Source organism: Paenibacillus abyssi, assembly GCF_014640295.1.
GTDB classification, from domain to species: domain Bacteria; phylum Bacillota; class Bacilli; order Paenibacillales; family Paenibacillaceae; genus Paenibacillus_D; species Paenibacillus_D abyssi.
Genome location: NZ_BMGR01000009.1, coordinates 85,808 through 112,549 on the forward strand (window position 1 = coordinate 85,808; position 26,742 = coordinate 112,549).

Annotated in this window: 22 protein-coding genes; all 22 read right to left on the reverse strand. The window is 50.3% G+C overall.

Features of this window, described 5'->3' with window-relative positions; all coding sequences use genetic code 11:
- Positions 1-252: 252 nt before the first annotated feature.
- A complete protein-coding gene (sigG, locus tag IEW11_RS14420) occupies positions 253-1,035 on the reverse strand; it encodes an RNA polymerase sporulation sigma factor SigG (RefSeq protein WP_188531760.1) in 783 nt (260 codons plus the stop codon).
- Between the two features lie 73 nt (positions 1,036-1,108).
- Positions 1,109-1,831 (reverse strand): RNA polymerase sporulation sigma factor SigE, encoded by a 723-nt coding sequence (gene sigE, locus IEW11_RS14425; RefSeq protein WP_188531761.1) that lies wholly within the window; start codon positions 1,829-1,831, stop codon positions 1,109-1,111.
- The gene (gene spoIIGA / locus IEW11_RS14430; RefSeq protein WP_229725293.1) at positions 1,828-2,793 is read right to left on the reverse strand and encodes a sigma-E processing peptidase SpoIIGA; all 966 of its coding nucleotides are present in this window, start codon (positions 2,791-2,793) and stop codon (positions 1,828-1,830) included. The genes sigE and spoIIGA overlap by 4 nt, the downstream gene beginning before the upstream one ends.
- Positions 2,794-3,024: 231 nt before the next feature.
- Complete coding sequence (gene ftsZ, locus IEW11_RS14435; protein WP_188531762.1) at positions 3,025-4,140, reverse strand: cell division protein FtsZ; 1,116 nt, start codon at positions 4,138-4,140, stop codon at positions 3,025-3,027.
- 15 nt (positions 4,141-4,155) lie between these two features.
- Positions 4,156-5,397, reverse strand: a complete 1,242-nt coding sequence (ftsA, locus tag IEW11_RS14440; RefSeq protein WP_188531763.1) for a cell division protein FtsA — start codon at positions 5,395-5,397, stop codon at positions 4,156-4,158.
- A 221-nt stretch (positions 5,398-5,618) separates the two neighbouring features.
- The gene (locus IEW11_RS14445) at positions 5,619-6,386 is read right to left on the reverse strand and encodes a cell division protein FtsQ/DivIB (RefSeq protein WP_188531764.1); all 768 of its coding nucleotides are present in this window, start codon (positions 6,384-6,386) and stop codon (positions 5,619-5,621) included.
- A gap of 174 nt (positions 6,387-6,560) precedes the next feature.
- Positions 6,561-7,838, reverse strand: a complete 1,278-nt coding sequence (murA, locus tag IEW11_RS14450; RefSeq protein ID WP_188531765.1) for a UDP-N-acetylglucosamine 1-carboxyvinyltransferase — start codon at positions 7,836-7,838, stop codon at positions 6,561-6,563.
- Positions 7,839-7,853: 15 nt separating this feature from the next.
- Positions 7,854-8,759: a UDP-N-acetylmuramate dehydrogenase gene (gene murB / locus IEW11_RS14455; protein ID WP_188531766.1), complete on the reverse strand. Its 906-nt coding sequence runs from the start codon at positions 8,757-8,759 to the stop codon at positions 7,854-7,856.
- Positions 8,760-8,943: 184 nt separating this feature from the next.
- Positions 8,944-10,053 (reverse strand): undecaprenyldiphospho-muramoylpentapeptide beta-N-acetylglucosaminyltransferase, encoded by a 1,110-nt coding sequence (gene murG, locus IEW11_RS14460; RefSeq protein WP_188531767.1) that lies wholly within the window; start codon positions 10,051-10,053, stop codon positions 8,944-8,946.
- Positions 10,054-10,059: 6 nt separating this feature from the next.
- Entirely contained in the window at positions 10,060-11,157 is a 1,098-nt protein-coding gene (gene spoVE / locus IEW11_RS14465) for a stage V sporulation protein E (protein WP_188531768.1), read from the reverse strand.
- Positions 11,158-11,202: 45 nt separating this feature from the next.
- The gene (gene murD, locus IEW11_RS14470) at positions 11,203-12,633 is read right to left on the reverse strand and encodes a UDP-N-acetylmuramoyl-L-alanine--D-glutamate ligase (RefSeq protein WP_188531769.1); all 1,431 of its coding nucleotides are present in this window, start codon (positions 12,631-12,633) and stop codon (positions 11,203-11,205) included.
- A gap of 133 nt (positions 12,634-12,766) precedes the next feature.
- Positions 12,767-13,729, reverse strand: coding sequence for a phospho-N-acetylmuramoyl-pentapeptide-transferase (mraY, locus tag IEW11_RS14475; protein WP_188531770.1), 963 nt, complete (start codon positions 13,727-13,729; stop codon positions 12,767-12,769).
- 4 nt (positions 13,730-13,733) lie between these two features.
- A complete protein-coding gene (locus IEW11_RS14480; protein WP_188531771.1) occupies positions 13,734-15,173 on the reverse strand; it encodes a UDP-N-acetylmuramoyl-tripeptide--D-alanyl-D-alanine ligase in 1,440 nt (479 codons plus the stop codon).
- On the reverse strand, positions 15,170-16,657 hold the full coding sequence (locus IEW11_RS14485) for a UDP-N-acetylmuramoyl-L-alanyl-D-glutamate--2,6-diaminopimelate ligase (RefSeq protein WP_188531772.1): 1,488 nt from the start codon (positions 16,655-16,657) through the stop codon (positions 15,170-15,172). Before IEW11_RS14485 ends, IEW11_RS14480 begins: the two co-directional genes overlap by 4 nt.
- 46 nt (positions 16,658-16,703) lie before the next feature.
- Complete coding sequence (locus IEW11_RS14490) at positions 16,704-18,644, reverse strand: stage V sporulation protein D (RefSeq protein WP_188531773.1); 1,941 nt, start codon at positions 18,642-18,644, stop codon at positions 16,704-16,706.
- Positions 18,645-18,774: 130 nt separating this feature from the next.
- Positions 18,775-20,994 carry a penicillin-binding transpeptidase domain-containing protein gene (locus IEW11_RS14495; protein WP_188531774.1) on the reverse strand — a complete coding sequence of 740 codons (2,220 nt, stop codon included), beginning with the start codon at positions 20,992-20,994 and terminating at the stop codon, positions 18,775-18,777.
- Positions 20,995-21,005: 11 nt separating this feature from the next.
- Entirely contained in the window at positions 21,006-21,404 is a 399-nt protein-coding gene (locus IEW11_RS14500; protein ID WP_188531775.1) for a cell division initiation protein, read from the reverse strand.
- A gap of 63 nt (positions 21,405-21,467) precedes the next feature.
- Complete coding sequence (rsmH, locus tag IEW11_RS14505) at positions 21,468-22,418, reverse strand: 16S rRNA (cytosine(1402)-N(4))-methyltransferase RsmH (RefSeq protein ID WP_188531776.1); 951 nt, start codon at positions 22,416-22,418, stop codon at positions 21,468-21,470.
- Positions 22,419-22,488: 70 nt separating this feature from the next.
- The gene (mraZ, locus tag IEW11_RS14510) at positions 22,489-22,926 is read right to left on the reverse strand and encodes a division/cell wall cluster transcriptional repressor MraZ (protein WP_188531777.1); all 438 of its coding nucleotides are present in this window, start codon (positions 22,924-22,926) and stop codon (positions 22,489-22,491) included.
- A 360-nt stretch (positions 22,927-23,286) separates the two neighbouring features.
- Positions 23,287-24,549 (reverse strand): adenosylhomocysteinase, encoded by a 1,263-nt coding sequence (locus IEW11_RS14515; RefSeq protein ID WP_188531778.1) that lies wholly within the window; start codon positions 24,547-24,549, stop codon positions 23,287-23,289.
- 12 nt (positions 24,550-24,561) lie between these two features.
- Complete coding sequence (gene bshC / locus IEW11_RS14520) at positions 24,562-26,214, reverse strand: bacillithiol biosynthesis cysteine-adding enzyme BshC (RefSeq protein ID WP_188531779.1); 1,653 nt, start codon at positions 26,212-26,214, stop codon at positions 24,562-24,564.
- A gap of 119 nt (positions 26,215-26,333) precedes the next feature.
- Positions 26,334-26,729, reverse strand: a complete 396-nt coding sequence (locus tag IEW11_RS14525; protein ID WP_188531780.1) for a DUF3397 domain-containing protein — start codon at positions 26,727-26,729, stop codon at positions 26,334-26,336.
- Between the last annotated feature and the right edge of the window lie 13 nt (positions 26,730-26,742).

The window sequence follows — 26,742 nt, forward strand, 5'->3', positions numbered from 1 at the left end:
CGAAATGTCCTCCGGACAAACAAAAAAGCACAGCTCGAATCGGCTGCATTCAGGGCGCTTTTCCAATGTTAGTCATTCTTAAGCGTGCAGATTTCAGGTACTTTCGTCGATACGCTTCTGCGCACAGATTTTACCACCCGCTGGTATCCTTGCTGTACGGGGACTTGGCCCCTCCCGTGACCGGACTAGCACCGGCTAGAAGATGCGTGCCTCTGGGCACGCAACAATGAAAAAACGGCGCTTGCGCGCCGTTTATGTTTTCACATGTTTTTGCATTTGCTGGATAGCCGACTTTTCAAGCCTTGATACCTGAGCCTGCGAGATGCCGATCTCGTCAGCGACCTCCATTTGCGTCTTTCCTTCAAAAAATCGCATGGATAAAATCATTTTCTCGCGCTCATTTAATTTGAGCATCGCTTCACGAAGTGCTATCTCTTCAATCCAGGAAACATCCTTGTTTCTATCATCGCTTATCTGGTCCATGACATAAATGGGATCCCCGCCGTCATGATAGATCGGTTCAAACAGCGATACCGGATCTTGAATCGCATCAAGCGCGAAGACGACATCTTCCTTTGGCACATTCAACGCTTCCGATATTTCAAAAATCGTGGGTTCACGCGAATTTTTATTGGTTAGGCTGTCCCGTACTTGCAGCGCTTTATAAGCAATATCGCGCAGGCTTCGTGACACACGGATCGGATTATTGTCCCTCAAATACCGGCGGATTTCACCGATGATCATTGGAACAGCATACGTTGAAAATTTCACATTTTGACTTAGATCAAAATTATCAATGGCTTTCATGAGTCCAATACATCCAACCTGGAACAAATCGTCTACGAATTCCCCGCGATTGTTAAATCGTTGAATTACGCTAAGCACCAGCCTCAGATTGCCATTAACCAATTTCTCTCTGGCTGCCCGTTCATTTCGGGTTTGCAACGCCGTGAACAGTTCTCTCATTTCGGCATTGGTCAGGACAGGCAGTTTCGCGGTATCCACTCCACAGATCTCAACTTTGTTTCGGGTCAACGTGATTACCTCCCAAGGAGAAACATTAATGTACATTATCCCCTCGAGAGTTGTTTTTATTCGTTCGTCCGTCTCACACCATTTTGTTAAATTCCTTGCGAAGCCGTTTAATAATCCGCTTCTCCAGCCTTGAAATATAAGACTGCGAGATGCCCAGCAGGTCCGCCACATCCTTTTGTGTTTTCTCTTCCCCGTCGGTAAGGCCAAAGCGCAGCTCCATAATAATGCGCTCCCGTTCCGTCAGTTTATCAAGCGCTTTGTGCAGCAGTTTGCGGTCCACTTGCTCTTCGATATTACGGTAAATCGTATCATTCTCGGTCCCGAGCACATCCGATAGAAGCAGCTCGTTTCCGTCCCAATCAATGTTAAGAGGCTCGTCAAAGGATACCTCTGTACGAATTTTACTGTTGCGCCGCAAATACATTAATATTTCATTCTCGATGCATCGCGATGCATAGGTGGCAAGCTTAATTTTTTTCTCCGGATCGAAAGTATTGACCGCTTTAATGAGGCCGATCGCGCCTATGGATACGAGGTCCTCGATATGGATGCCGGTGTTCTCGAATTTTCGGGCTATATACACAACAAGCCTTAAGTTTCTTTCAATGAGCATGGCACGGATGGCCGAATCGCCAGTCGTAAGCTTGCCAAGCAAATATTCCTCTTCCTCACGGGTAAGCGGTGGCGGCAGCGCCTCACTCCCGCCAATATAATAAATTTCTTCGCTTTTTAATCCGAATAAAAACAAGAACCTGTAATAATATAACTGCAGGGTCAACTTCCATTTCACAATCATTTCGGCAATTCCCTCCCTGTCTGTAAACCAACTTGTGTCAACGTTTCATTTGAATTCTGGATTAGTGACGGATGGATAATCGCCTGATAGGCACCGTCTGATACCAACTTCCCGCCATCAAGTCCTATCAGCACCTTGTGTGATTCGAAGACCCTTCCTTCCTGTTCGATTCGTACGCGATCCGGTTTCAAAGCCAGCATGAACTGTGTGCCGCGGTTAACGCCGCGATAAGGTACCAACCTTAACCGATCCTGCCAGACGCAGGTTTCTTCCCCGATTCCTGCAAGCAGCCGGTCAACCTGTGCCTCCTTTATTTTTTCCATCCAGGAGGGAGGAAGATCCCCGGCCCATAATGCCGCTTCCATAATCATGACAGGCGTCCTTGTAAGCGGATCATACAGATGGTTGCCTGTATCAATGAGCCCTTTGCAGCGCTGCTCGCGTTCACCGATTTGTACGATAACCTCGGCCACATGAGAGAGCAGCTGCTCCCGCTGTTTACGCCCGCTTAATACCAATCTGTAGATCAGAAGCGCTGCCGCAAAAGCGATCCCTAAAAAAAGCAAACTTAAATTGAACGCCGTACCCTGCCCGCCTGTCCGCATAAACCAGATTCCGTTCCAGAATGATGTGGAGCTCTGCAATAAAAAATAGAGTCCGAACACACCTCCGGCTGCCGCAAAGTTGACGCCGTAAAAAGCCGCAATATTTCGCAAAAAATGCTGTAATCCTACAAATCCAAATGCAGCCCATACCATAAGCAGCGACAAAGCGAACTTAATGCCAAACGCAAATAAAAACGAGAGCTGCGGCACAAACATCATTACGACATAACACGCCCCGATTCCGGCTGCGCATCCGATTCTTATCCACCGGGGACGAATACCACGAACCCAAGCCGTCATGAGCAGCACAGCTGCGTCAATGAACAAATTCAACAGAAAAACCAGATCTACGTACACAATCAGGTCGGTTCAACCTCCTGCCAACCCGGATCGCTTGACACCATTCGGGCACCCCGAGGGAACGGTTTAGACTAGTATATTAAAATCCTATTTCAATGTCTGTCTAAACATGCCGTCATGAGCGATCTTTTTTTGTCGAGTTTGGCGGCAGAATGAAAACACAAAAAAGGCTGTGCCTGAGTGGATTCATCACCACTTAGGCACAGCCTTCATGTATTTGATTTCAATTTATCGGTCATTACGCGGACGATTCCGCAGGAAAGCCGGAATATCCAGTTGATCACTGACCGCACTGCTTCCATATGGCTTAACATTTGAAGCTGCCGGCTGACGCGTATCGCCTGCTGCTTCAGCAGGCTGACCCGGCGCACGGCGCAGCGGGGATGGACCCTTATGTTCAAACCCTGTCGCAATGACAGTTACCTTGATCTCATCCTTCAAATCTTCGTCAATGATCGCACCGAAAATCATATTCACTTCTGGATCGGATGCGCCAATGACGATCTCTGCCGCCTCGTTTACTTCATACAAGGAAAGGTTCGAGCCGCCGGTAATATTCATGATCACGCCGCGGGCGCCATCAATTGACGTTTCCAGCAGCGGGCTCATGATCGCTTTGCGTGCAGCTTCAGCTGCACGGTTCTCACCGGTCGCAATGCCGATCCCCATCAGTGCGGAGCCTCGCTCCGTCATAATGGTCTTTACATCGGCAAAGTCCAAGTTAATCAAGCCTGGAACGGCAATCAGATCGGAAATGCCTTGCACCGCTTGACGAAGCACATTGTCCGCCTCGCGGAACGCTTCCAGCATCGGTGTCTTTTTGTCTACAATTTCGAGCAGGCGATCATTAGGAATAACGATCAACGTGTCGACTTTTTCTTTTAACGCTTCAATGCCAAGCTCAGCTTGTCCCGAACGCTTGCGCCCTTCGAAGGTAAACGGACGTGTAACGACACCTACAGTGAGTGCCCCAACCTCACGGGCAATCTCAGCGATAACAGGTGCAGCTCCCGTACCCGTTCCGCCGCCCATGCCAGCCGTAACAAATACCATATCCGCACCTTTAAGCGTATTGGCAATCAGATCACGGGATTCCTCAGCCGCTTTTTTACCGACTTCAGGATTGGCGCCCGCTCCAAGTCCGCGTGTTAATTTGTCACCGATTTGGAGCTTATGCTCCGACATTGCTAAATGAAGTGCTTGAGCGTCGGTGTTCACCGTAATGAACTCTACGCCTTTCACACCGTTCTCGATCATCCGATTAACCGCATTGCTGCCGCCGCCACCCACACCGATGACTTTAATCTGCGCCAGCTGCTCCATATCGAAATCGAATTCCAACATTGTTGTTTCCCCCGATCAAATGAATTCACTAAACATATTTTTTATTCGCTCGAAAAATCCGGGTTTGGAGGGCGCAGAAGGATTCGCTTTGCGGCTGCCCGCTTTCTTAGGCGCACTGGCAACGCGGCTTCGCATATACTTGGACACATATTGAATCATACCCACCCCGCTCGTATAAGCAGGGTCGCGTACGCCGATATAGTCCGGTACAGCGATGCGGACAGAAGATTCCAATTCGCTCTGTGCAAGCGGAAGTACGCCGGCCATCGAAACCGTTCCGCCGGTCAGTACATAACCGCCTACCTTATCAGCAAAACCAAGCCTCCGTACCTCTTGGAGGACTAGATGAAAGATTTCTTGCATCCGCGGTTCAATAATGTTGGCCAGGTCCACCTGGGAGAACTCTTTTTCCACATTACTGCCCATACGCATTACCTTGAATTTTTGATCATCGGCCGCATCGCTGATCATAGCGCAGCCATATTTAAGCTTAATCTTCTCCGCTTGCTCTGTCTGGGTACGCAAACCGTATGAGATATCGTTGGTCACGTATTCGCCGCCGATTGGCAACGTCGAGGTCGCAGCCAGACTTCCCTGCTCGAAAATCGCAAGAGTGCATGAGCCTGCTCCGATATCAACAAGCACCGTTCCCATCGTTTTCTCGTCTTTTGTAAGCGACATTTGACCTGAAGCAAGTGACATCAATATCACACCCGATATACGCAGGTCCGCTTTCTCAACACAGCGCATCAAGTTATGTATGGCTGTCTTCGCGCCCGTTATAACGGTCGCTTCAACTTCTAAGCGTACTCCGATCATACCGCGCGGATCGGATATGCCATCCAAACCATCTACTAAAAACTGTTTGGGCACTAACCCGATAATCTCACGCTCTGGAGGTAAAGCCACCACTTTCGCGGCTTGGAGCACCCGTTCGATATCTTCTTCTCCGATTTCGCGATCTTCATTCGATACCGCGACAACGCCATGATTGGTTTGTAATCCAATATGATTGCCCTGAATACCGACATACACGTCGGTTATTTGAATGCCAACCATACGCTCCGCATGATCCACAGCATTACGGATGGATTGCACGGTTTGGTCAATATCTACGATTGCTCCTTTGCGAATACCCTCCGAGTCGGCAGATCCAACTCCAATAATATTAATGGCTCCATTTGTCATTTCACCAATAATAGCACGAACTTTGGATGTACCGATGTCCAAACTAACGATGATGTCGTTGCTGCTCAACCCATGGCACCTCCATTTCAACAGAAATAATTAAGGGTAGGACTCTAACATACTGTACTACTTATTCAACGCACTTTATATTTTCCCTCTTTTTTCTACAATTTTTTTGACTAGAAAGACTTGCCATTTCCCGAGAATGTCCGATCATGGCGATAATTGTAAGCTTGATTTTGAGAAAGAGAGGTGAAATACCATAAATAAAATTCTACCATTCTTTCTAACTATTGAGTAGTCTCTTTTTCATTAGAATCTTCACTTTCTTCCCCATTCGTATCATATGGCGCATAGGTATCGGCCAGCAGCATCGTAACTCTGCCCGGTTCCTGGGTTTCAAGGACAGCGCTTAAAGTCGGTATTTTCTCACTCAGCAAGGAAATTGCAGTAATGACTTCAAATTGCGTGCGCGTATATATTTTGATCCGATCGGGGTAGGAATTGGACGGAAACGGGATAATCTCCGAGAAATCCGACAGCATGTCGCTTGGAATCTCCGCCAGCGCCCGGGTCAGCTTTTCTTTCTGAGGATCGTCGCTTTTCCACTGTGAGAGCACCGGCTTGTCCACGACGTAATCCCGTCCTTTCATCGCAACAGTAGTCCCGCTTGAGAGGATCGCCGTAATATCACCCGAAGGCGATACTTCAAACGCGACTGCTGGAAATTCCAGCACCTGAATATGAATCTCACCGGGAAACTTCTTCGTCACGATGGCCTGTTCGATCGGCTTCATCTGCTCTATTCGCGATTTAATGGTTGCCGCAGTCGTTCCATAGAATGGATCGCCCACACGGATTTCTGAGGCATCCCCAATCTCCTCCGTGGTGATAAACTGCTGCCCTGTAATCGTAATCGATGAAATCTTGCTGATGGAAGAATTGAAAAACAGCACAGACAATAAAACAAAAAAGAGCAGGAAGAGGACGATCAGCAATTTACGGTTGCTGCGGCGTTTGGGTTTAGGTTCTTTTAATACAGGTATCAATTGTGACATAGCTTGTCCCCTCTCCAACCGTTAACGGCTCGCCGCCTACCGTTTCCAGGCAAGCGCAAACGGCTGCTGCAGCCTGGCTTGCTATGCAGCACCGTTTTATAGTAAATTCCAAGTTGTAAAATAGTCCGGCCTTCCTAACCGGCGAAGACCGGCAGCGCTCTGTCTCTATTCCGCTTAAATGACTTGATTGTCTGTAACCGATGTATACCGCGAGATTCGGGCTCCAAGCCGGTTGAACATCTGCTCGATCCTGTCGTACCCGCGATCAATATGATGAATCTGTTCAACAACGGTTTTCCCTTGCGCGGCCAGGCCAGCAATGACCAGCGCTGCACCTGCGCGCAGATCGGTTGCTTCCACCGTTGCCCCATAGAGCCTGGGGACACCGCGGATAATGGCGGAATTCAAATCAACCCGGATGTCAGCCCCCATGCGGCTTAATTCGTCCACATGTTTGAAGCGTCCTTCAAAGATCGTCTCCTTCATCACGCTAACGCCGTCCGCCATCGCAAGCAGCACCATTACCTGGGATTGCAGATCCGTAGGAAACGCCGGATATGGCGAGGTTACGATTCGCTCGACCGCCAAGGGACGGCTCAAGCTGCCGACTTTTATTATATCACCGTCAATTGCTACTTGAACACCTGCACGACGCAGGACGTGAATAAGAGATGTTAGATGGGATGGGTTCGTATTTTGAAGGGTGACCTGACCGCGTGTAACCGCAGCTGCCACCATGACGGTGCCCGTGACAATGCGATCCGGGATGATCCGATAACGGCAAGGAACTAGTGACTGTACCCCTTCCACCGTTATTGTATCTGTTCCGGCTCCAATGATTTTGGCACCCATCCGGTTAAGAAAATGCTGAAGATCTTGTATTTCCGGCTCGCGAGCGGCGTTGCTGATTGTCGTTATGCCTTCCGCCAATACCGCAGCCATCATTAAATTTTCCGTCGCGCCTACACTCGGAAAATCCAGATGCACTTCCGTGCCGATAAGTTTCTTTGCCTTGCAAACAATACGGTTTCCCATCTCCTCGATATGTGCGCCGAGCGCCTTCAGCCCTCGAAGATGAAGGTCAATTTTGCGTTCGCCGATCGCGCACCCGCCGGGCTGGTATATTTCCACTTCGCCAAACCGTGCGAGCAGCGGCCCCATCAGAAAGATGGAAGAGCGCATTTGTCGCATGAGCGCCTCAGGAACATGCCAAGAATTAGCGCCGGTTGTATCCAATACAACCGATTGTCCGCTATATTCCGCCTTGCAGCCTAGCTCGCGCAAAATCTCAAGCATGACCTCGATATCCAGCAGGGTCGGGACATGATCGATAATTACCGTACCTTTAACAAGCATGCTAGCAGCCAATATCGGCAATGCGGCATTTTTCGCTCCTTGGATAACAATGGTTCCTGAGAGAGGTTTCCCGCCTTCAATCACCAATTTGTCCAATGTATCACCTCCGATTTACCGCTCACCCACCACCAGCACTTCCGGCATCAGTTCAATTCCGTAACGTTCCTTGATGATGCTCTGAATGCGGGACATGAGGGTGAGAACATCCTCAGCTGTTGCTTGCCCGGTATTTACAATGAAATTGGCATGCTGCTCGGAAATCTCAGCACCACCCGACCGAAGCCCTTTTAATCCGGCTTCCTGAATAAGTCTGGCGGCATGATCTCCTGGAGGATTGCGAAACACACTGCCGGCACAGGGCATCTGCAGCGGCTGTGTGCGAAGCCGTCTGTCTTTGTACGATGCCATGGCCGCGGCAATCTCTTTCCTGTCTCCAGGCATAAGCTCGAATGTCGTACTTATGACGATCCCTCTGCGTTCATGGAGCACAGAGTGCCGATAGGAAAACTCCATATCCGCTTTTCCGTATTGAACCAATTCCCCTGTTTCCAGCACAATCTCAGCTGATTTGAAGATACGTGACACATCCGATCCATGGGCTCCGGCATTCATATAGACGGCTCCGCCGACCGAACCCGGAATCCCTCCCGCAAATTCCAAACCGGTCAATCCTTCCTTGCCGGTCATAACGGAAAGCTTGATAAAGGAGTAGGAAGCGCCGGCATGCGCCAGGCTGCCTTCAAACCGGACATAATCCAATCCTTCCCCGAGCTTGATTACGACACCGCGCACTCCCTTATCACTGACCAGCATGTTGGAGCCCCGGCCCAGATTCGTCCATGGCATTTGATATTTATGAAGCAGCCGGATCGTATTTACGATCTCATCCTTGCTGCCCGGAATGATTAGTATGTCTGCAGGACCGCCGATTCTCCAAGTCGTATAGTCGGCTAACGGCTCATCAAACCGCACGGTGCCTACTGAAGCTTGGTTCAATTCTTCAATGAAATGCCGCATTTGCGGGACCTCCTTTGTGATGTGGTGAACGCAGTCATCGTAACAACCAGGTTCATTGTTTTGCACGATTTCAGGCGTCGGATGCAACAACCGGGCCGCCTTGGGAAGCGGTCACGATTATAGAGTATCTTATGCCTGCTGATATTGGAGTGTGACAGTCGCCTATTCACGCGGAACGGCGACTCTATCTGCCTGAACATAACCTTAGGAGTTCTCCTGTAATCATTCGCGCGGATTCAGGCATTCCCAGCGCTGAAGCTGCATTGCTCATTTTTTTCAACCGGTCTTCATTGCCGATGATGCACTCTAGTTTATCTAATAGGAGCGCACCCGTCAGATCGCGTTCAAGCACCATTTCAGCGGCGCCGGCATCCGCTAACCTGCGGGCGTTAGGCTCTTGATGGTTATTCGTTACATTCGGTGAAGGAATCAGGATCGATGGTACGCCAAGCGCTGTAATCTCCGCTATGGAAGACGCTCCAGAGCGGCTTACAATAAGCAAAGCTGCGGCCAGTACCTGTGCCATATTATGCAAATAAGGTCGTATATGCAAATTGCCGGATCCGGACAATTTCCGCTCTGCGATATGCCGTAAAATTTGCTCATGATAAGTCTCTCCTGTTACAAACACAAAATGAATATCCGGGAACCGGTTCAGCTCGGGCACGATGGAGAGCATCGCATCGTTGATGGCTTTTGCGCCGCGGCTGCCGCCGACGATCAGTACGATTTTGCTGCCTGCAGGAAGCCCCAGTGATTCACACCCTTTTTCCGGTTCAGCCCGCAGCACCTGGGTTGCGCATGGATTGCCTGTATAGATGACGCGTTTGGATCCATTAAAATGCGCCGTTGACGCTTCAAAGCTAACCGCGATAAGATCTGCATAACGGCTCAAGAACTTGTTGGTCAAGCCGGGAATTACATTTTGCTCATGGATAAGGGTTGGAATGCCAAGCTTGGCAGCCGCGTAGACTACCGGCCCGCATACATAACCCCCGGTGCCGACAACCGCGTCTGGCTTGAATTCGCGAAGCAGCTGTTTGGAGCGTTTAACGCCTTTGATAAAGCGAAGAATCGTTCTGGCATTATCTATAGAAAGCTTTCTTTTGAATCCCGTGATATCGATTGCTTCAAAAGGAATGCCCTTCGCAGGAACGATCCTGCTCTCCAGCCCGCGTTCTGTTCCGATATAAAGAAGCGATGTCTCCGGCACTTCCTCTTGTATCTGTTTGCCGACGGCAACGGCCGGATAAATATGTCCGCCCGTTCCTCCTCCGGTTAATACGATTCGCATGAAACATCACCTCGAATAACGGGAAATATTAAGTAAGACGCCAAGTGCGGTAAGCAGCAGCGTTAACGAAGAACCGCCGTAGCTGACAAGCGGGAGCGTAATTCCGGTTACCGGCAGCATACCGATGACGACACCGATATTGATTAACACCTGAACCGCGATAATCCCCGTAATTCCTACGGCCAGCAAGCTGCCGAACGAATCCGGCGCCGTAATCGCCGTTCGCATGCCGCGCCAGACGAGAATCAAAAACAAAACAATGATTGACATGCCGCCGATAAATCCCAGCTCTTCCGCTAAGATGGAGAAGATAAAATCCGTTTGCGGCTCCGGCAAGTAATTATACTTTTGCCTGCTCATTCCTAGCCCAAGCCCAACCAAACCGCCCGGCCCAATCGCATAAAGCGATTGAATGGCTTGATACCCCGCGCCAAGCGGATCCTGCCATGGATCCATGAAGGCGGTAATCCGCTGCAGCCGATAGGGAGCGGCAAGGATCAGCCCTATTAAACCGGCAACGCCGATCAGGGCCAGTGAGCCGAGATGGGCAAGCCTGGCCCCTGCAGAGTAGATAACGATAATTGAAGCGCCGACCATGACCGCACCTGTGCCCAAGTCCGGTTGAAGCATAATAAGTCCGAAAGCTGCCCCCATAATGCCAAGCGGCGGCAGCAGCCCCTTTGTAAAGGATGTGATTTGATCCTGTCTCTCCGATAACAGCCTGGCCAAGAAAACGACCATCGCCAGTTTCATAAATTCCGACGGCTGTATGCCAAATGAGCTGATGCCCAGCCAGCTTCTTGCGCCGCCTCTGACAACGCCAATCCCGGGGATCAGTACGAGTATCAGGAGACCGAAGCAGATAAGCAAGCCGAGCTTGGAACCCTTTTTCCAAACCCAGTAATCCGTATTCATCATGAAGAACATCGCGCCGATGCCCAAAACCGCAAACAGCAGCTGCCTTTTTACATAATAGAAAGCGTCGCCGAACTCGTTATAGCTGAGCACTGCGCTCGCGCTGTAAACCATGACAAGACCGATAGTGAGAATGAGTAAAATCGAGACAATCATCCAAAGATCCGGGGCGGACCTCGCTTTAGCCATAACGCAGACACCCTTTACATATGGAAGTAGGGACAAGCCCCCTACTTACAAGGTATGCGCCGAATCCTTAAAAATGCGCCCGCGCTGCTCGTACGATGTAAACATGTCCCAACTCGCGCAAGCAGGCGACAGCAATACGATATCGCCAGCCTCCGCAAGCTTGGACGCCTCGATCACCGCGCTGCGCAGGGTAGCTTCGGCTTCCTCCTCAGGTTCGACCGTTTTAACCGCAGTTAAACCCGCAAGCTCGGCGACATGCGCCAGCTTGCCACGCGTTTCACCCAGTACGACTAAAGCTTTAATCCGGTTACGGAACAAGGGAAGGAGCTCCATATAATCCGAGCCGCGGTCTAGACCGCCTGCTACCAGCACAACGCCGCCGGGCAAAGACCCTACCGACATCGTTGTGGCGGTCGGATTCGTGGCTTTCGAATCGTTATAATATTTGACGCCATGCTTTGTGCACACATATTCCAACCGGTGCTCCACACCCTTGAATTCGCGCAGCGGCTGTACGAGCTTCTCCGGCTCAGCACCCGCGGCTAGGCAGGCCGCAATGGCTGCCAATGCGTTAGCCGCATTGTGCCGTCCCGGAATCCCGAGCTCGGCGACCGGAACGATGGCATGTTCGTTTCCTCCTTCGTCACGCCAAACAATCTGCCGGGATAAACGAGCGTCCTCGTCAGTATCATCCGCTTTGTACGGCGGTTCGATGAAGACGCCGGTCTCTAACTGCTGCGTTAACGAGAAAGGCAGCACACGCGGCTTCAGCCCTCCTGAAAGCTCTCTGCACACAGCGTCATCCCAATTCAAGACTGCCATGTCGCTTTCCGACATATTGGCGAACACTTTTGCCTTGGAGGCGATGTAATCCTCCATTCCGCCATGATAATCCAGGTGCGTCTCTACGATATTAAGCAGAACAGCGACCTTCGGCGCAAATGTGACGGTCCCCTTTAACTGAAAGCTGCTCAGCTCGGCAACGATCCAGTTGTCAGCGGAAGCCTCGATCGCGGCTTCGCATAATGGCCTTCCAATATTACCCGCAACAATCGGATTTAAACCAGCTGCCTCCAGCAGCTCTCCAATCCACGTTGTTGTCGTCGTCTTGCCGTTCGAGCCAGTGATACCGATCATTGGAGCCGGAGACAGCCAATACGCGACCTCGACCTCCGTTACAACCTCGACCCCATGGTTGATCGCTTGTTGAACGGGCGGTGCCTGATAAGGGATTCCCGGATTTTTGACAAGCAATGCCGTATCGCCCGTAATCAAATTCTCCGGATGGAAACCGCATATCACTTCAATGCCGAGTGTTTCGAGTTCAGCTGCTTCCGGACTTTGTTCTCTCGGTTTTTTGTCGTTTACAATGACGTGCGCGCCCAAAGAGTGAAACAGCTTTGCCGCACTGACGCCGCTTCTGGCCAATCCGAGAACGACAACCTGGCGGTCCCGGTACAATGCCGGATGGTTCATAATTTACAACCCCTTTATGTATGCCCGCTATTCCTTGCTTGGTCACGGGCGAAGCTATATGGCTGACTGGATGACCGGTGTAAAACGTTAAGTTATGCTTTAATTGAGAGATTTAAAGCTCATAACAATGCGACTACAAGCCGCGGTGTAAGAGCAAGCCTAGTGATGCAAATACGAGCCCCACAAACCAGAACACCGTTACAACACGCCACTCGGACCAGCCGGAAAGCTCAAAATGATGATGAATCGGGCTCATCTTAAAAATACGCTTGCCGCGTAATTTAAAGGAACCAACCTGTAGGATAACAGACAGCATTTCCAATACGAACACGCCGCCGATGACTACAAGCAGCAGTTCGGTCTTCGTTAGAATTGCCACAGCGGCCAATCCGCCTCCGATCCCCAGTGAGCCGGTATCGCCCATGAATACTTTTGCCGGATGAGCGTTAAACACAAGAAAGCCAAGCACAGCGCCAATCATCGCGGCGGAAAACACAGCGGACTCGTGCGCAGTGACATGCATGGCAATCAAGGCGTATGCACCGAAGGCAAGCGCGCTTGATCCGGCCAGCAGGCCGTCAACACCATCGGTAAAATTAACCGCGTTGCTTGTTCCAAACAAAATAATAATGACAAACAAATAATAAAACCAACCAAAATCAAGTCCCCAAGAGGTTCCGGGCACAGCAACAAAAGTACTGTGATCCATCGAATACAGCTGCACGCATAAGATGATACTGAACAGCAGCTGACCCACGAGCTTCTGCCCGGCAGTTAAGCCAAGCGAACGTTTAAAAGCAATTTTAATGTAATCATCCAAAAATCCGATCAGTCCAAAGCCCAGTGATGCCGTAATCAACACCCAGAAATCCATCGTTTTATCGGAGAATTTCAGAAATGCCAGCGTGAGCGCAAGCATGATAATAATGCCGCCCATCGTTGGCGTGCCTTTTTTCTTTAAATGACTCTGCGGTCCGTCTGTGCGAATCTCTTGCCCGAACTTTAATCGCCGAAGCAGCGGGATGAACAAAGGTCCAAGTATAACCGCTAGTAAGAAGGAGACGCCCATCGTCATTAATATGACCTTCATGTCCATATGCTCACCCCCCCATCGCCTGTTCAAGCGCCTGTACGATTTCTTCCATGCGCATCCCGCGCGAGCCTTTGACCAGTACAAGATCTTCCGGCTTCAGCTCATTGATGAGCCATGCGGACAGTTCCGCTTTATCTTCGAAATGAATAACCGATTGCGGTGATGCCTGGAAGGCAGCCCAGGCGCCTTCGGCAATATGACGCCCTAAAGAACCGTAGGTCAACACGCCATCCGCTTTATCCGGCGTAATATAAGCTCCAATCTCACGGTGCAGCGCTTGTTCCTCCGGCCCGAGCTCCAGCATATCGCCGAGTACCAGCCATTTGCGTTTAAAGCCGTTTAACCGTTCAACCAGGTCAATTGCCGCTCGTACAGCGGTCGGGTTGGCATTGTATGCATCGTTAAGCACGGTCGCGCCATTATACGCACGTACCGTTTCGATGCGCATACCGCTGATCTTTAATTCGGCCAGCCCTTCCTTGATACGTTCCGGCTCGATCCCCAGGTTAATGCCGACTGCAATGGCCGCTGCCGCGTTCAATACATTGTGGCTGCCGGGTACCGGAATTTTATAGGCATAGGAGCTGTCAGCTGCAGCATCTCCGTTCGCCGTCCGGCTGAGTATAAAGCTGGATCCGGCGGCTTCTATTATCATGTCATGCGCCACCCAATCGTTACCGGCTTGTGCGCCGAACGATTGGGCCGCAATTCCGTCAGGAAGCGGCGATCTTGTTAATGCCTCCTTGAGAAGCGGTTCGTCACCATTATACACAAGCAGACCGCCCGGCTCTAACCCGCTGGCAATCTCCAGCTTTGCTCTGGCAATGCCTTCCCGCGATCCAAGCTGCAGCAGGTGGGCATCTCCGATATTCGTGATGATTGCGGCGTCAGGCTTGGCGATCGAGGTCAGCAGCTCAATCTCCCCGAATCCGCTCATTCCCATTTCCAGCACCGCAGCCTCAGTCTGTTCATTCATTTCCAGAATCGTCAAAGGCAGGCCGATATGATTGTTTAGATTGCCTGCAGTTTTATGGACGCGAAAAACGGTGGCGAGCACCGCTGCCACCATATCCTTCGTCGTTGTCTTTCCATTACTGCCGGTAATGCCGACCACGCGGACCGGCAATTCAGACCGATAAGCAGCAGCCAACCGTTGCAGTGCTGCAAGCGGATCATCAACGAGCACAAGCGTCCAATCGGACAAAGGCTCCGGTATCGGGCGGTTTTCCTGCCACATGGCTGCAGCGGCCCCCCGCTCGCGCGCTTGCTGAACATAATCATGTCCGTCAAAACGCTCCCCGCTGAGCGGGATGAATAACTGTCCGTCCCCAACCTTGCGCGTATCTGTTGACACCCCTGCAAAGCTGCGTTCGGCAGCGGTTGTATCATTGGAAGAGATCTTGCCTCCGCATAAACGTGCAAGTTCTCCGATTGTTTTATTAATCACGACAACATACTCCTTATCGCTTCTTTGGCTACCAGCCGGTCATCAAAATCGATCGTATCCCGGCCAATGATTTGGTAGGTCTCATGACCTTTCCCCGCAATCAATACTACATCGTCAGGGCTTGCCATTTCAACCGCTTTTTGAATCGCCTCGCGACGATCAATGATAAATTCATACCGATTCGAATCAACTTGCTGTTCCTGAAGACCTGCTTCAATATCCTTTAGGATCTGCGCCGGATCCTCTGTTCTTGGATTATCGGAAGTGACAAACACATAATCGGCATATTTCGCAGCAATCTGTCCCATCAACGGGCGCTTCGTCCGGTCACGGTCGCCACCGCAGCCGAATACACACAGCACGCGCTTTGGCGCAAATTCCTTAACTGCGCTCAGTACATTCTCAAGTCCGTCAGGCGTATGCGCATAATCTACGATAACCGCAAAGGATTGTCCGGCATCTACGCCCTCAACACGTCCCGGCACGCCAGGCACCTGCTCAAGGCTTTGTTTCAGCCGCTCTAAGCTGATGCCTTCGATCAAACCCGCAGTTATCGCGGCTAGGGCATTATAGACATTGAATTTCCCCACCATCCGCAAGGAGATATCTGCTTCTCCGCGGAATGTCTTGACTTTAAACGTAGTCCCCCTAGAGGTGATCCGGATGTCCGTCGCGCGCACATCGGCCTCATGATCAACGCCATAGGTAACTGCTTCGGCCGCAGTTAAGCGCGCAAAAGCAGCGCTGGCCTGATCATCCGCGTTTAACACAGCGAATTGGCCGCTGCCCGATGGTTCATCATACGTGTTTCCCAGACGGGAGAACAGCAGCCCCTTGGCCGCTGCATATTGCTCCATTGTACCATGATAATCAAGATGATCCTGCGTCAGATTTGTGAAGATCGCCGTGCGATAATGACAGCCTTTTACCCTTCCTTGCTCCAGGGCATGCGAGGAGACCTCCATCACACAATAATCGGACTTCGCATCCGCCATATCCGCCAAGTACCGCTGCAGCTCCAAAGCCTCCGGCGTTGTCCCCGACATCGGATACGTCTTGTTGTCATAACGCATCTCAATTGTGCCGATTACCCCGGGAGAATGTCCCGCATCGGCAAGTATGCGTTCAATTAAATATGTGGTCGTCGTCTTGCCGTTTGTACCGGTTACGCCGATCAGTCTCAATCTCCGGGACGGATGGTCGAAGAAATGATCGGAGAGAACAGCCATCGCCAAGCGGCAATCCTTCACAATAATTTGCGGAGCATCTATGTCCAGCTTGCGCTGGGTGACAAAGGCAGCCGCTCCTCGGTTTTTGGCCTCGAACGCATAGTCGTGCCCATCCTGTGTGTGGCCGGGCAAGCAGATAAACAAGTCACCCGCTTCCACCTTACGGGAGTCTACCTGAATATCTTTAATTGTAATTGAACCGTCTCCCTCCAACCGTGAAGTTAATAATAATGCTGCCATTTCATCCAGACGCATGTGCCCGGACCTCCTTTTCCGCTAGCTTCGTTATTTACCATTATAGTCAATGGTGATCAATTTCATCATGCTCTTTAGCTAAATAAACTCGAATTGTCGAGCCTTGCTCAACCCGGGTGCCCGCTGCCGGCGCCTGCCGGATGACGACATTGCCTGTGCCTGCGGAGGAAAGGTTGAAATTCATGTTTAGATCCTCATAAATTTCCGTTACGGTTTTCCCTACCAGATTCGGTACCTCTACTATCCTGACATCACCATAATTATACTCTTTCTCGATTTGATCTGCTCTTGGAGGGATTCCCAATACACCAAGCGCATCTGCCATCATATTACGGACAATCGGCGCAGCGACAAGTCCACCGAATTGCAAACCTTGCGGATCATCTACGGCCACGTAGATGACAAGCTGGGGATCATCGGCCGGAGCAAAACCGATAAACGAAACAATATGCTCATCCGGTGAATATCGTCCGTTAATAACCTTCTGGGCCGTTCCTGTCTTTCCTCCGACCCGGTAACCGTCAATAAACGCATTGCGTCCCGTGCCCTTGGCTACCACGCTCTCCAGTGCCTCGCGCACTTGCTTCGAAGTCTCCTCAGAGATCACCTGCCGTACAACCTCAGGCTTAATCTCCTCGACCGTTTCGCCCGTTACCGGGTTGATCCATGCCTTTGCAACATGAGGCTTAAACAAATATCCGCCGTTAATGGCTGCGGATACGGCTGTTATTTGCTGGATTGGCGTGACGGAAACCCCTTGGCCGAACGCTGTCGTCGCCAGCTCAACCGGCCCAACTTGGCTCATCTTAAACATAATGCCGTTCTCTTCCCCGCGAAGATCAATTCCTGTTTTCGCGCCAAATCCGAAATTCCGGATGTAGCCGAACAACAAGTCTTTACCCAATCTGTTGCCTAATGTAACAAATCCGGGGTTACAAGAATTTTCAACCACTTCGAGGAAGGTTTGGGAGCCATGTCCGCCCTTTTTCCAACAGCGAAGCCTGGCCCCTCCAACCTCGATCGCCCCAGGATCGAAGAAGCGCTCTTTCTTCAAGTCCACTTTACCTTCTTCAAGGGCGGCTGACAACGTAATAATCTTGAACGTTGATCCCGGCTCATACGTCATCCAGATCGGCAAGTTGCGATTGTAAATTTCCGAAGGCACCTCGCGGAATTTGTCCGGTACGTATGTAGGACGGCTTGCCATACCGACAATCTCGCCGTTTTTTGGATTCATCGCGATCGCAATAACGCTCTTCGCTTGATGCTGCACCATCGCCTGATCCAATTCACGTTCCATGATTGTCTGCACTTGCTTATTAATTGTCAATTGTAGATTCAAGCCGTCCCGCGGCTGCTGATATGTGTCCGAAGAGCCCGGCATCTGTCTGCCTTTAGCGTCGGATAAGAACGAGATGCTTCCCGATAAACCGCTAAGCTGTTTGTCATACGTAAGCTCGACGCCCGTCAAGCCTTGATTATCGATCCCGGTAAAGCCAAGCACATGAGCAGCCAGGCTGCCGAATGGATAATAACGTTTGTTATCCTCCGCTACGACAATCCCGGGTAAATTCAACTCCCGTATCTCCTGTGCCTTCTCAAGCGTAATCTTGCGGCCGCCGGGATTTATCCGTTCAACGAGTGACTTCTTGGTAATTGTTGCAAAGATCCGCTCCTCCGACATATCCAAAGCTTGGGCAAGCTTGTTTGCCGTTGTACGCGGATCCTTTATTTGCGCCGGAATCGCCATAACGGTCGGCGAGCTGACATTATAAGCAAGTTTAACCCCGCTGCTATCTACTATTTCTCCCCGTTTGGCGGAGAATGGAATATTTCTGCGCCAAGAATCCTCTGCTTTTTCAGAGAGCTCGCCGCCTTTCACCAACTGTACGTAACCCAGCCTCACAATAAGTGCAGCAAAGGACAGCACCGCGATGATCAGCGCGATAAACAACCTCCGCCTAACCATGACACTTGAAACTTTCACGTCCTTCCCCCTTCCGAATCGGCTAAAGTGGCTTTATTCGTCAATTGCCGCTTCAATCTCAGCCTATTCGGGACAACCGGGGGATAGAACAAGCTGCAGCCTGTGAAAGCCCTACCCGGCTAGTATTCCTTCAGTTCCCTGCCGGTTCGGATGCTGCTTGCTCTTCTGAGCCGTCTTCAGTCTGGCCTTCACTCTCCGCCCTTACACCTGGTGGATGAAGCTGCACCTTCAGCACGGTTTCGCCATCCAGCTTTTCCTGGGTTTGAGAAGTTACATATCCTTCGCCTTCCGTCACACATCGCATATCCAGAAGCGAACAAACTTCCAGAACATCACGCAAAGGCAGACCGGTCATATCCGGTATCGCCATTTGCTTGCGCTCCTCCGTGATCAGGTAAACGCGCTGGCTTGTCGGTACTCTCGTGCCCGCTTCAGGGATTTGCTGAAGCACTGTGCCGCCTTTTCCGACCACTTCATAAGGCAACCCGCGCTGCTTCAACTCTGTACCGGCTTGAGCAACCTTTAGCTCGGACAGGTCGGGGACCTCAACCGATAATTTACGCGGCGTCCCATCGTCCTTGGAGGTTTCCGCATCGCTTGCTGTCGGAAGCACGCCCATCTGGCGCAGGCTTTGCTGTACAATCTTTTTGAATACCGGAGCGGCTACCGAACCGCCTCCCGCATAAGGATCATCCGGTTCATCAACAACAACGTAAACGACGATCTTCGGATTTTCTACCGGCGCAAAACCGATAAAGGATACAACATATTTGTCATCCGCGTATTTACCGCCGACAACTTTCTGGGCAGTCCCCGTTTTTCCCGCAACCCGGTAGCCTTCGATATAAGCGTTTTTGCCTGTACCGATCTCGCGGTCAGAGACGACCTGCTCCAAGTATTCGCTCACCTTTGTCGCCGTTTCTTCAGAAATAACCTGTCTAACGACTTTAGGTTGAATGGTTGTTGTTTTTTTCGTAACCGGATCTTCGATTTTCTTTACCAAGTGCGGTTCTAATAATTTCCCTCCATTAGCTACTGCAGCTACAGCCGCCACCTGCTGAATCGGCGTCACCTGCACCTTTCCTTGACCAAAAGTAGCCGTCGCAACTTCGGAAGGGTAGAAGAAATCCACAGTGCCGGCAACCTCGCCCGGCAGTTCAATGCCTGTACGCGAACTAAAGCCAAAGTCTTTGATATACTTCATCAATTTTTCAGAACCGAGCCGTTCATAACCAAGCTTGACAAACGCAACGTTACTAGAGTATTTCAATCCGTCCAAAAACGATATCTCACCCCAGCCCTCACGTCTATGATCCCGTATTGTATATCCCGGCACCTTGATGCTTCCCGACATATACGTTTCATTCGGATTGAACTGACCCTCTTCAACCGCGCCTGCCAGCGTAACGATCTTGAAGGTTGATCCAGGCTCGATCAACTGTCTGACCGAATGGTTGTAGAAATTCGCTTGGCTGGAGGATTTCCAATATTCATTCGGATTATAATCGGGATAACTCGCCATCCCCAAAATTTCCATCGTATGCGGATCGGCGGCAATAGCCGTTATACTTTTCGGCTTATATTTCTCATTCGCCTCTTTTATTGCTTCCTCAATGTAATACTGAATATCGGTATTAATAGTGAGCGTCACATTTTTGCCGTCCACAGCCGGCTTGTAATCTACCTCTCCGTCTGCGAGCTGGACCCGTCTGCCATCCTTCTCATATTTGATATATCCATCTTCGCCGCGAAGATCCTTATCAAGAGAAGATTCCAGGCCTCCGATCGCTTCACCGTCTTTTCTGAGATACCCCAGCACGTGAGAAGCCAGAGAGTTTTTCGGATAAAACCGCTTTGACTCCTCCATCAGATAAATGCCGACATCCCGCTGCTCTGTCTGCTTTTGCAGTTCTTCCCGGAATGCCGCGACCTTATCAGCAATTTCTTTATCGATCTTCCATCCTTCGCTGCGAATCTCCCGCTGTACGACAAAATCGCCGTTCTCCCGTTTCGCACTCACATCATTTTGCAAGCCTGCAACGGATTTACCGAGAATCGAATGCAAGCTGGTCACAACCTGCTGCTGAATCTTCAGTTTATTAATGACCTCGGGGTTAATCGCCACCGTATAAGCAGGGGCATCCATGGCCAGAATGTTACCGTCCCGATCCGTAATCGTTCCTCTACTGGCGGGAATTCTCTCGGATGTCGCCCATGTCTCCCGCGCTTTGCCAAGCCAGAAATCCGCGTGAACAACCTGTACAAAATAAACTCTTGTAACCAAAACAACAAAAAGGAGGGTGATGAGCCCCCCAACCAATAATGTACGCAGCTTTATCCGTTTTTTCATGGCCAGCACCTTTACTCTCTCATTGCCAATTGGCCCGGGGCATCTTCCATTGTCAGATTAATCGATTCCTCTGATAAAACCATACCTACTTGAAGCGCTTTTTGTTTAATGATTTCCGGGTCGCTTAATTGCTCGACCTTTTTCTGCAGCTCTTTAATTTCCACTGCCATCACATCATGCTGCCTTGACATATCTTGAATTTTCATATCCATTTGATAGATTTGCGAATAGCGAAAAATAATAACTCCCGCCACGATAACGCATACTGCAATGGTAAACAAATACAGCAATTTCTCCTGCACAGGCAAAGATTTACGACGAACGACAACGCGTTTCTTTTCTTTAACAACATTAGATTGATCGGGACGTTTCTTTGGTTGTAACGCCAGATTACCGTGCATGTAAGCCATTTAGACTTTCCCTCCCATGATCTATCATTTCAAGCTTGGTTATATTCCTTCATTGTTGCGAGTTTAAAGCTTCTCCGCGATACGCAGCTTGGCCGAACGGGCGCGAGGATTATGCTGAAGCTCCTCTTCTCCCGGCACAATCGGCTTGCGGTTAATTAATTTGACCGTGCCCTTCGATCCGCAGACACACATCGGAAAATCCGGCGGACAGGTGCATTTTTCTACAAATTTTGCAAATATCTGCTTGCAAATTCTGTCTTCTAACGAATGAAATGTGATGACCGATACTCTTCCGCCCGGCTTTAGGCAGCGAATCGCTTGATATACCGCATCTTCCTCTGCGCCTAATTCGTCATTCACAGCGATACGCAGCGCTTGGAACGATCGTTTTGCCGGGTGGGGGCCAGTCCGCCTTGCAGCAGCCGGTATCCCTGACTTGATCAATTCGACCAGTTCTCCTGTCGTTTCGATCGGTCCGCTGCTCCGCGCCTGCACAATATTTTTGGCAATTTTTCTGGCAAACCTCTCTTCCCCATAATCGTTGAGAATGCGCGCGATTTCCCGTTCATCCCATTCATTAACGATCATGTGGGCGGTAAGCTCCCCTTGCTGATCCATCCGCATATCGAGCGGCGCATCATGATTGTAGCTAAAACCCCGCTCCGCTTCGTCCAGCTGCGGACTGGATACACCCAGGTCAAACAGGATACCATCCACTTGCGGAACACCATCGTGCATCGGAACATCCAACTGCTTGAGCTCTTCCTCTAAATAACGGAAATTCCGCTTTACCAAAGTCACTTGATCTATGTACGGAGCCAGCCGTTTCCGCGCATTGTTAAGCGCCCAATCGTCCTGGTCAAATGCTATCAGCCGGCCGCCTTTTCCAAGCCGCGAAGCGATTAGCTCGCTGTGGCCTGCGCCTCCCAACGTGCAATCGACATAAATGCCATCCGGCTTGATCGCTAGACCATCCACCGCTTCTTCCTTGAGCACCGTAATATGTTCAAACACGCTTTGCCCTCCTGGCTTTTGTTGTTTCTATGCTGTATGAAGACCATCGGAAGTAAGAATTCTCATCTGTCTAAAAATTAAAATCCAAATCGACCAGCTTCTCAGCAATTTCATTAAAGGTTTCTTCAGACTGCTGGAAGTATCCCTCCCAAATGGATTTGCTCCAAATTTCCACGCGATTGGTGACACCCAGTACGATACAATCTTTATCCAGCTTGGCATATTCGCGAAGATTTCCCGGCAGGTTTACCCTTCCCTGTTTGTCCAATTCACATTCAGTTGCCCCGGAAAAGAAAAACCGGGTGAACGCCCGAGCGTCGGACTTCATCAGAGGCAATGATTTGAGCTTTTGTTCCAAAATCGACCATTCACTCATCGGATAAACGAACAAACAATTATCGAGGCCGCGGGTTACGACAAATTGGGATCCGAGGTCATCACGGAACTTGGCAGGAATAATAATTCGGCCTTTTTCATCGATGCTATGTTGATGTTCCCCCATAAACATCCGGACGCTCCACCCCTTCCCCCTAATCTACCACTTTCCCCCACTTTACACCACTGATGTTGAAATATTCGCCACATAAAATAAAAATCCTGCTTCGATCGCAGGATTTTAAAAAATATTTTATGGGATTAATGTTTAATATTAGTGTTCTTCCGGCGCAGCCACCAGAGGACGGCGCGGCGATAAGCCCGCCTTCTCCATCATTCCGGTCTGCCGATGCCGCTTCGTTCAAGCTGAAAGCTGTTTACGCAATCTCTCCGGTCAAAAAAAGAGAAGTCCGCGAACTTCGCGGCCTTCTCTTCCAGTATTGCTGCCAACGATTAAGATGCGCCATAGCGCTCTTTCAGGCTTTTGCCGTTCTCAGTGCTCCTGCCAGCTATCCAGATAGGACTTCTGCTCTTCCGTCAGAGAGTCGATTCCAGTTCCGAGCGATTCCAGCTTGAAACGGGCGACCTGCTCATCCAGTTCATACGGCACATTGACAACTTTGCTGCCAATCGCTTCATATTGATCATTGACATACTTCAAGGACATCGCCTGCAGCGCAAAGGTCATATCCATAATCTCAGCCGGATGTCCGTCACCTGCCGCCAGATTCACAAGACGGCCTTCGGCGAGCACGTAAATTTTGCGTCCATCCTTCAATTGATATTCCTCGATATTGCGGCGAACCGTGCGCTTGCCTGAGCTTTGCGCTTCTAGCTCAGGTTTGTTAAACTCGACATCAAAGTGACCGGCGTTGGACAGAATTGCACCGTCCTTCATCACTTCATAATGCTCGCCGCGGATAACGTCCTTGTTGCCAGTTACAGTAACGAAGAAGTCGCCCAGCTTAGCCGCTTCGATCATCGGCATTACTGCAAAGCCATCCATATAAGCTTCAACGGCTTTGATCGCATCGATTTCCGTCACGATGACATTGGCTCCCAGCCCTTTCGCACGCATCGCTACCCCTTTACCGCACCAGCCATAACCGATAACGACAACGGTTTTGCCCGCTACGACAAGGTTTGTCGTCCGGTTGATGCCGTCCCATACGGATTGGCCTGTGCCGTAACGGTTGTCAAACAGATACTTACAGAATGCATCATTTACCGCAACCATCGGGAATTTCAACGATCCGTCTTTTTCCATCGCCTTCAAACGAAGAATGCCAGTCGTTGTTTCCTCTGCTCCGCCGCGTACGCCTTCAAGAAGGTCTTGGCGCTCGGAATGGAGAATTGTCACCAAGTCGCCGCCGTCGTCAATAATGAGATCCGGTTTTGTCTCAAGCGTTTTAACCATCAGATCCTTGTACTCTTTCGGATCGGGATTATATTTTGCAAACACAGTAATTCCATCTTCCACAAGCGCCGCGCACACATCATCCTGTGTGGACAATGGATTGCTGCCCGTAATCGCAACTTCCGCTCCGCCTGCTTTAACTACCTTCGCAAGATAAGCGGTCTTTGCTTCCAAATGCAACGAAATAGCGACTTTCAAACCTTTGAACGGCTGTTCTTTCTCAAATTGCTCACGAATGCGGTTTAATACCGGCATATGGGCTTGTACCCATTCAATTTTCAGGTGCCCTTCCGGAGCCAGTGACATGTCGCGCACAATACTTTTCTCAATCACATTCATTTCTATTTCCTCCTATAAATATAAAATACGATGGCCGCCCTTTAGATCAATGGTAGCGGTCAACAAAGCATCAAGCCAATCCAATCCATACTGATTGTAATAATAGGTGAAATTAATTATCCGCTCCTGCGGTTTGCCCCCCGGATACAGGTTCAACCGAAGACGGTCCAGCTGACGGATCGAAACATCATGTCTTTTTCTAATATCGTCATGCACACGTGATTTCATGAACTCAATTTGTTCCGTAATCTTTCGTATGTTCTTTTGACCAAGCGGACCCAGACCCGGCCAAACGGATGTCATCCGCTCAAGCAGCGGCTCATAGATTTTCATCATGCTTTGCTTCGCATGTTCAAACTCTTCATCCAGCGACAATTCTTCCTGCTTAGCCAGCCATTCCTCTTTGCGTTCTTCAAAGCGATAAACAATGTCTTCGAAAGATAGTGCATATCGCTTCATATGTTTTTGCGCGGTACGGTCCACGATCGTGAATGACATGCGCGGCACAACGATCGGCATTTCCATACCGAACTGTTGAAAGGCTTTTCCGGTCAATGACCAATAAGCGATCTCACCGGGACCCAGAACAGCAGCAAGCACCGGAAACAAATAATCCTGCATGAGCGGCCGGGTCAGAACGTTGTTGCTTAAGCGCTCCGGGTGATTCGCCGCATAATCGAGCAGCTGCTCCTGCTTGAGGCTTATTGTTCCCTTACGGTCTACAAAGGTGTCCCCGTTTTTGAACAGCAAAATCCGGTCACCACAGCCGTCATTGCCTTCTCCTTGATCAAACCAAAACAGATTGGCACTGCTGCCCGCAAGTTCAACCTGCAGCGGATAACCAAGCTTCTTCACCTCGGAAGCAGCGTCAGCATACGCATGCTGCAATCTCTCATTCTCCTCGATCATTCGCTTGAACATCGGCGATTCGAGCCTACGTATTGCCGGGTCATCGGCATCCATCAGAATCAAGCCCTCAGATTTAAACAGCCAGCTTAAAATATCTGCAAAAAACTCGGATAACGTCGAGCAGCGACTGGCCATAACTTGCAAACGCCCGAACAGTTCCGGCTTGGCTTCTGAATCGGGTAAAACGGAATGCAGCTCCTCCAGGGCAGACTTCCAGCTGTCTGAAGCGATTGCCGTACGGCTGATAGAGGTTCTTGCAATGCCCGGACGGGACAGCTGCAATTTGCGCAGCGAAGGCTCGGAGTCGGCAATATAGGTATGCGCCGCTTCATCCCAATCATGATCTTCGCCTGCAATCCAGAAGATCGGCACCACCGGACGCCCTAGCTGCTCCTGTGCATAACGGGCCGATTGGATAATGGAGATCGCTTTATGTATGACCATAAGCGGTCCAGACCATAACCCTGCTTGTTGGCCGCCCACCACCGAAAGGGCGCCTTGCGCGAGCGCTTGAATATTGTCAATCGCCCGGCTGGCAGCATCGAATCTCCGGTTATAGGCAAGCAGCGCTTCCGCCAGCATGCCCGGATTTACCCGCTGCTCCGAAGTCCCATCCAGATGCTCTGCTCTGCGCCGCCAATCATTTGTTACGGTCGGATGATATCCGAACAGTGTCTGAATTCCCAGGTCTGTCCGATGAATATAAGCGTCGGTCAAGGACTGACCGGACGGCAAATCGAATGGTTCCAAGTTCATGGCGCAGCCTTTACCTCCTGTGCAATGGTGTTGCCCTGAGATTGATTGTACACAACCGGATAAAGACCGTCAAAACAAAAAACAACCTTCCGACCGGGAAGGTTGCAAGGAAAGCGTCTTTATATCGTCCAGAAGCTTTTTCCAATTCCTATGGCCATCAATAATATGTACATCACGCTCATGATAAAAAAACCGACCCGCCACACTGCGCGAATGATTCTTTTCATATCCAGCTTCCCCTTCGTCCGGTACTGCAGATTGCCTAACAATCCACCTCCGATAAGCATCAGCAGCAATATGCCGTAAAAACCGAAGGAGCTGTTGAAAATATGGTTAAACAATACCGCTACGCATCCAATCAGCAATGCCATCGTAATATCCATTGCGATGCGGAACGCTTTTTTCCGATCCCCGACGTAAGCGCTGTAACCGAAATAAATCAAAGCAAAAGGAACTACCGGAATGACAGCAAGGAAGGCGTACGCCTGGGTAATGCTCTCCCACAACCACTGCATCCAACTCCGCTCC

Excerpts from the sequence above, each read along its gene's own strand:
- sigE (WP_188531761.1), bottom strand. The coding sequence starts at position 1,831 with ATGATTGTGAAATGGAAGTTGACCCTGCAGTTATATTATTACAGGTTC.
- ftsZ (WP_188531762.1), bottom strand. The coding sequence starts at position 4,140 with ATGTTGGAATTCGATTTCGATATGGAGCAGCTGGCGCAGATTAAAGTC.
- IEW11_RS14445 (WP_188531764.1), bottom strand. The coding sequence starts at position 6,386 with ATGTCACAATTGATACCTGTATTAAAAGAACCTAAACCCAAACGCCGC.
- murB (WP_188531766.1), bottom strand. The coding sequence starts at position 8,759 with ATGCGGCATTTCATTGAAGAATTGAACCAAGCTTCAGTAGGCACCGTG.
- murG (WP_188531767.1), bottom strand. The coding sequence starts at position 10,053 with ATGCGAATCGTATTAACCGGAGGAGGAACGGGCGGACATATTTATCCG.
- spoVE (WP_188531768.1), bottom strand. The coding sequence starts at position 11,157 with ATGGCTAAAGCGAGGTCCGCCCCGGATCTTTGGATGATTGTCTCGATT.
- murD (WP_188531769.1), bottom strand. The coding sequence starts at position 12,633 with ATGAACCATCCGGCATTGTACCGGGACCGCCAGGTTGTCGTTCTCGGA.
- mraY (WP_188531770.1), bottom strand. The coding sequence starts at position 13,729 with ATGGACATGAAGGTCATATTAATGACGATGGGCGTCTCCTTCTTACTA.
- IEW11_RS14485 (WP_188531772.1), bottom strand. The coding sequence starts at position 16,657 with ATGCGTCTGGATGAAATGGCAGCATTATTATTAACTTCACGGTTGGAG.
- IEW11_RS14495 (WP_188531774.1), bottom strand. The coding sequence starts at position 20,994 with ATGAAAAAACGGATAAAGCTGCGTACATTATTGGTTGGGGGGCTCATC.
- IEW11_RS14500 (WP_188531775.1), bottom strand. The coding sequence starts at position 21,404 with ATGGCTTACATGCACGGTAATCTGGCGTTACAACCAAAGAAACGTCCC.
- mraZ (WP_188531777.1), bottom strand. The coding sequence starts at position 22,926 with ATGTTTATGGGGGAACATCAACATAGCATCGATGAAAAAGGCCGAATT.
- IEW11_RS14515 (WP_188531778.1), bottom strand. The coding sequence starts at position 24,549 with ATGAATGTGATTGAGAAAAGTATTGTGCGCGACATGTCACTGGCTCCG.
- bshC (WP_188531779.1), bottom strand. The coding sequence starts at position 26,214 with ATGAACTTGGAACCATTCGATTTGCCGTCCGGTCAGTCCTTGACCGAC.
- IEW11_RS14525 (WP_188531780.1), bottom strand. The coding sequence starts at position 26,729 with ATGCAGTGGTTGTGGGAGAGCATTACCCAGGCGTACGCCTTCCTTGCT.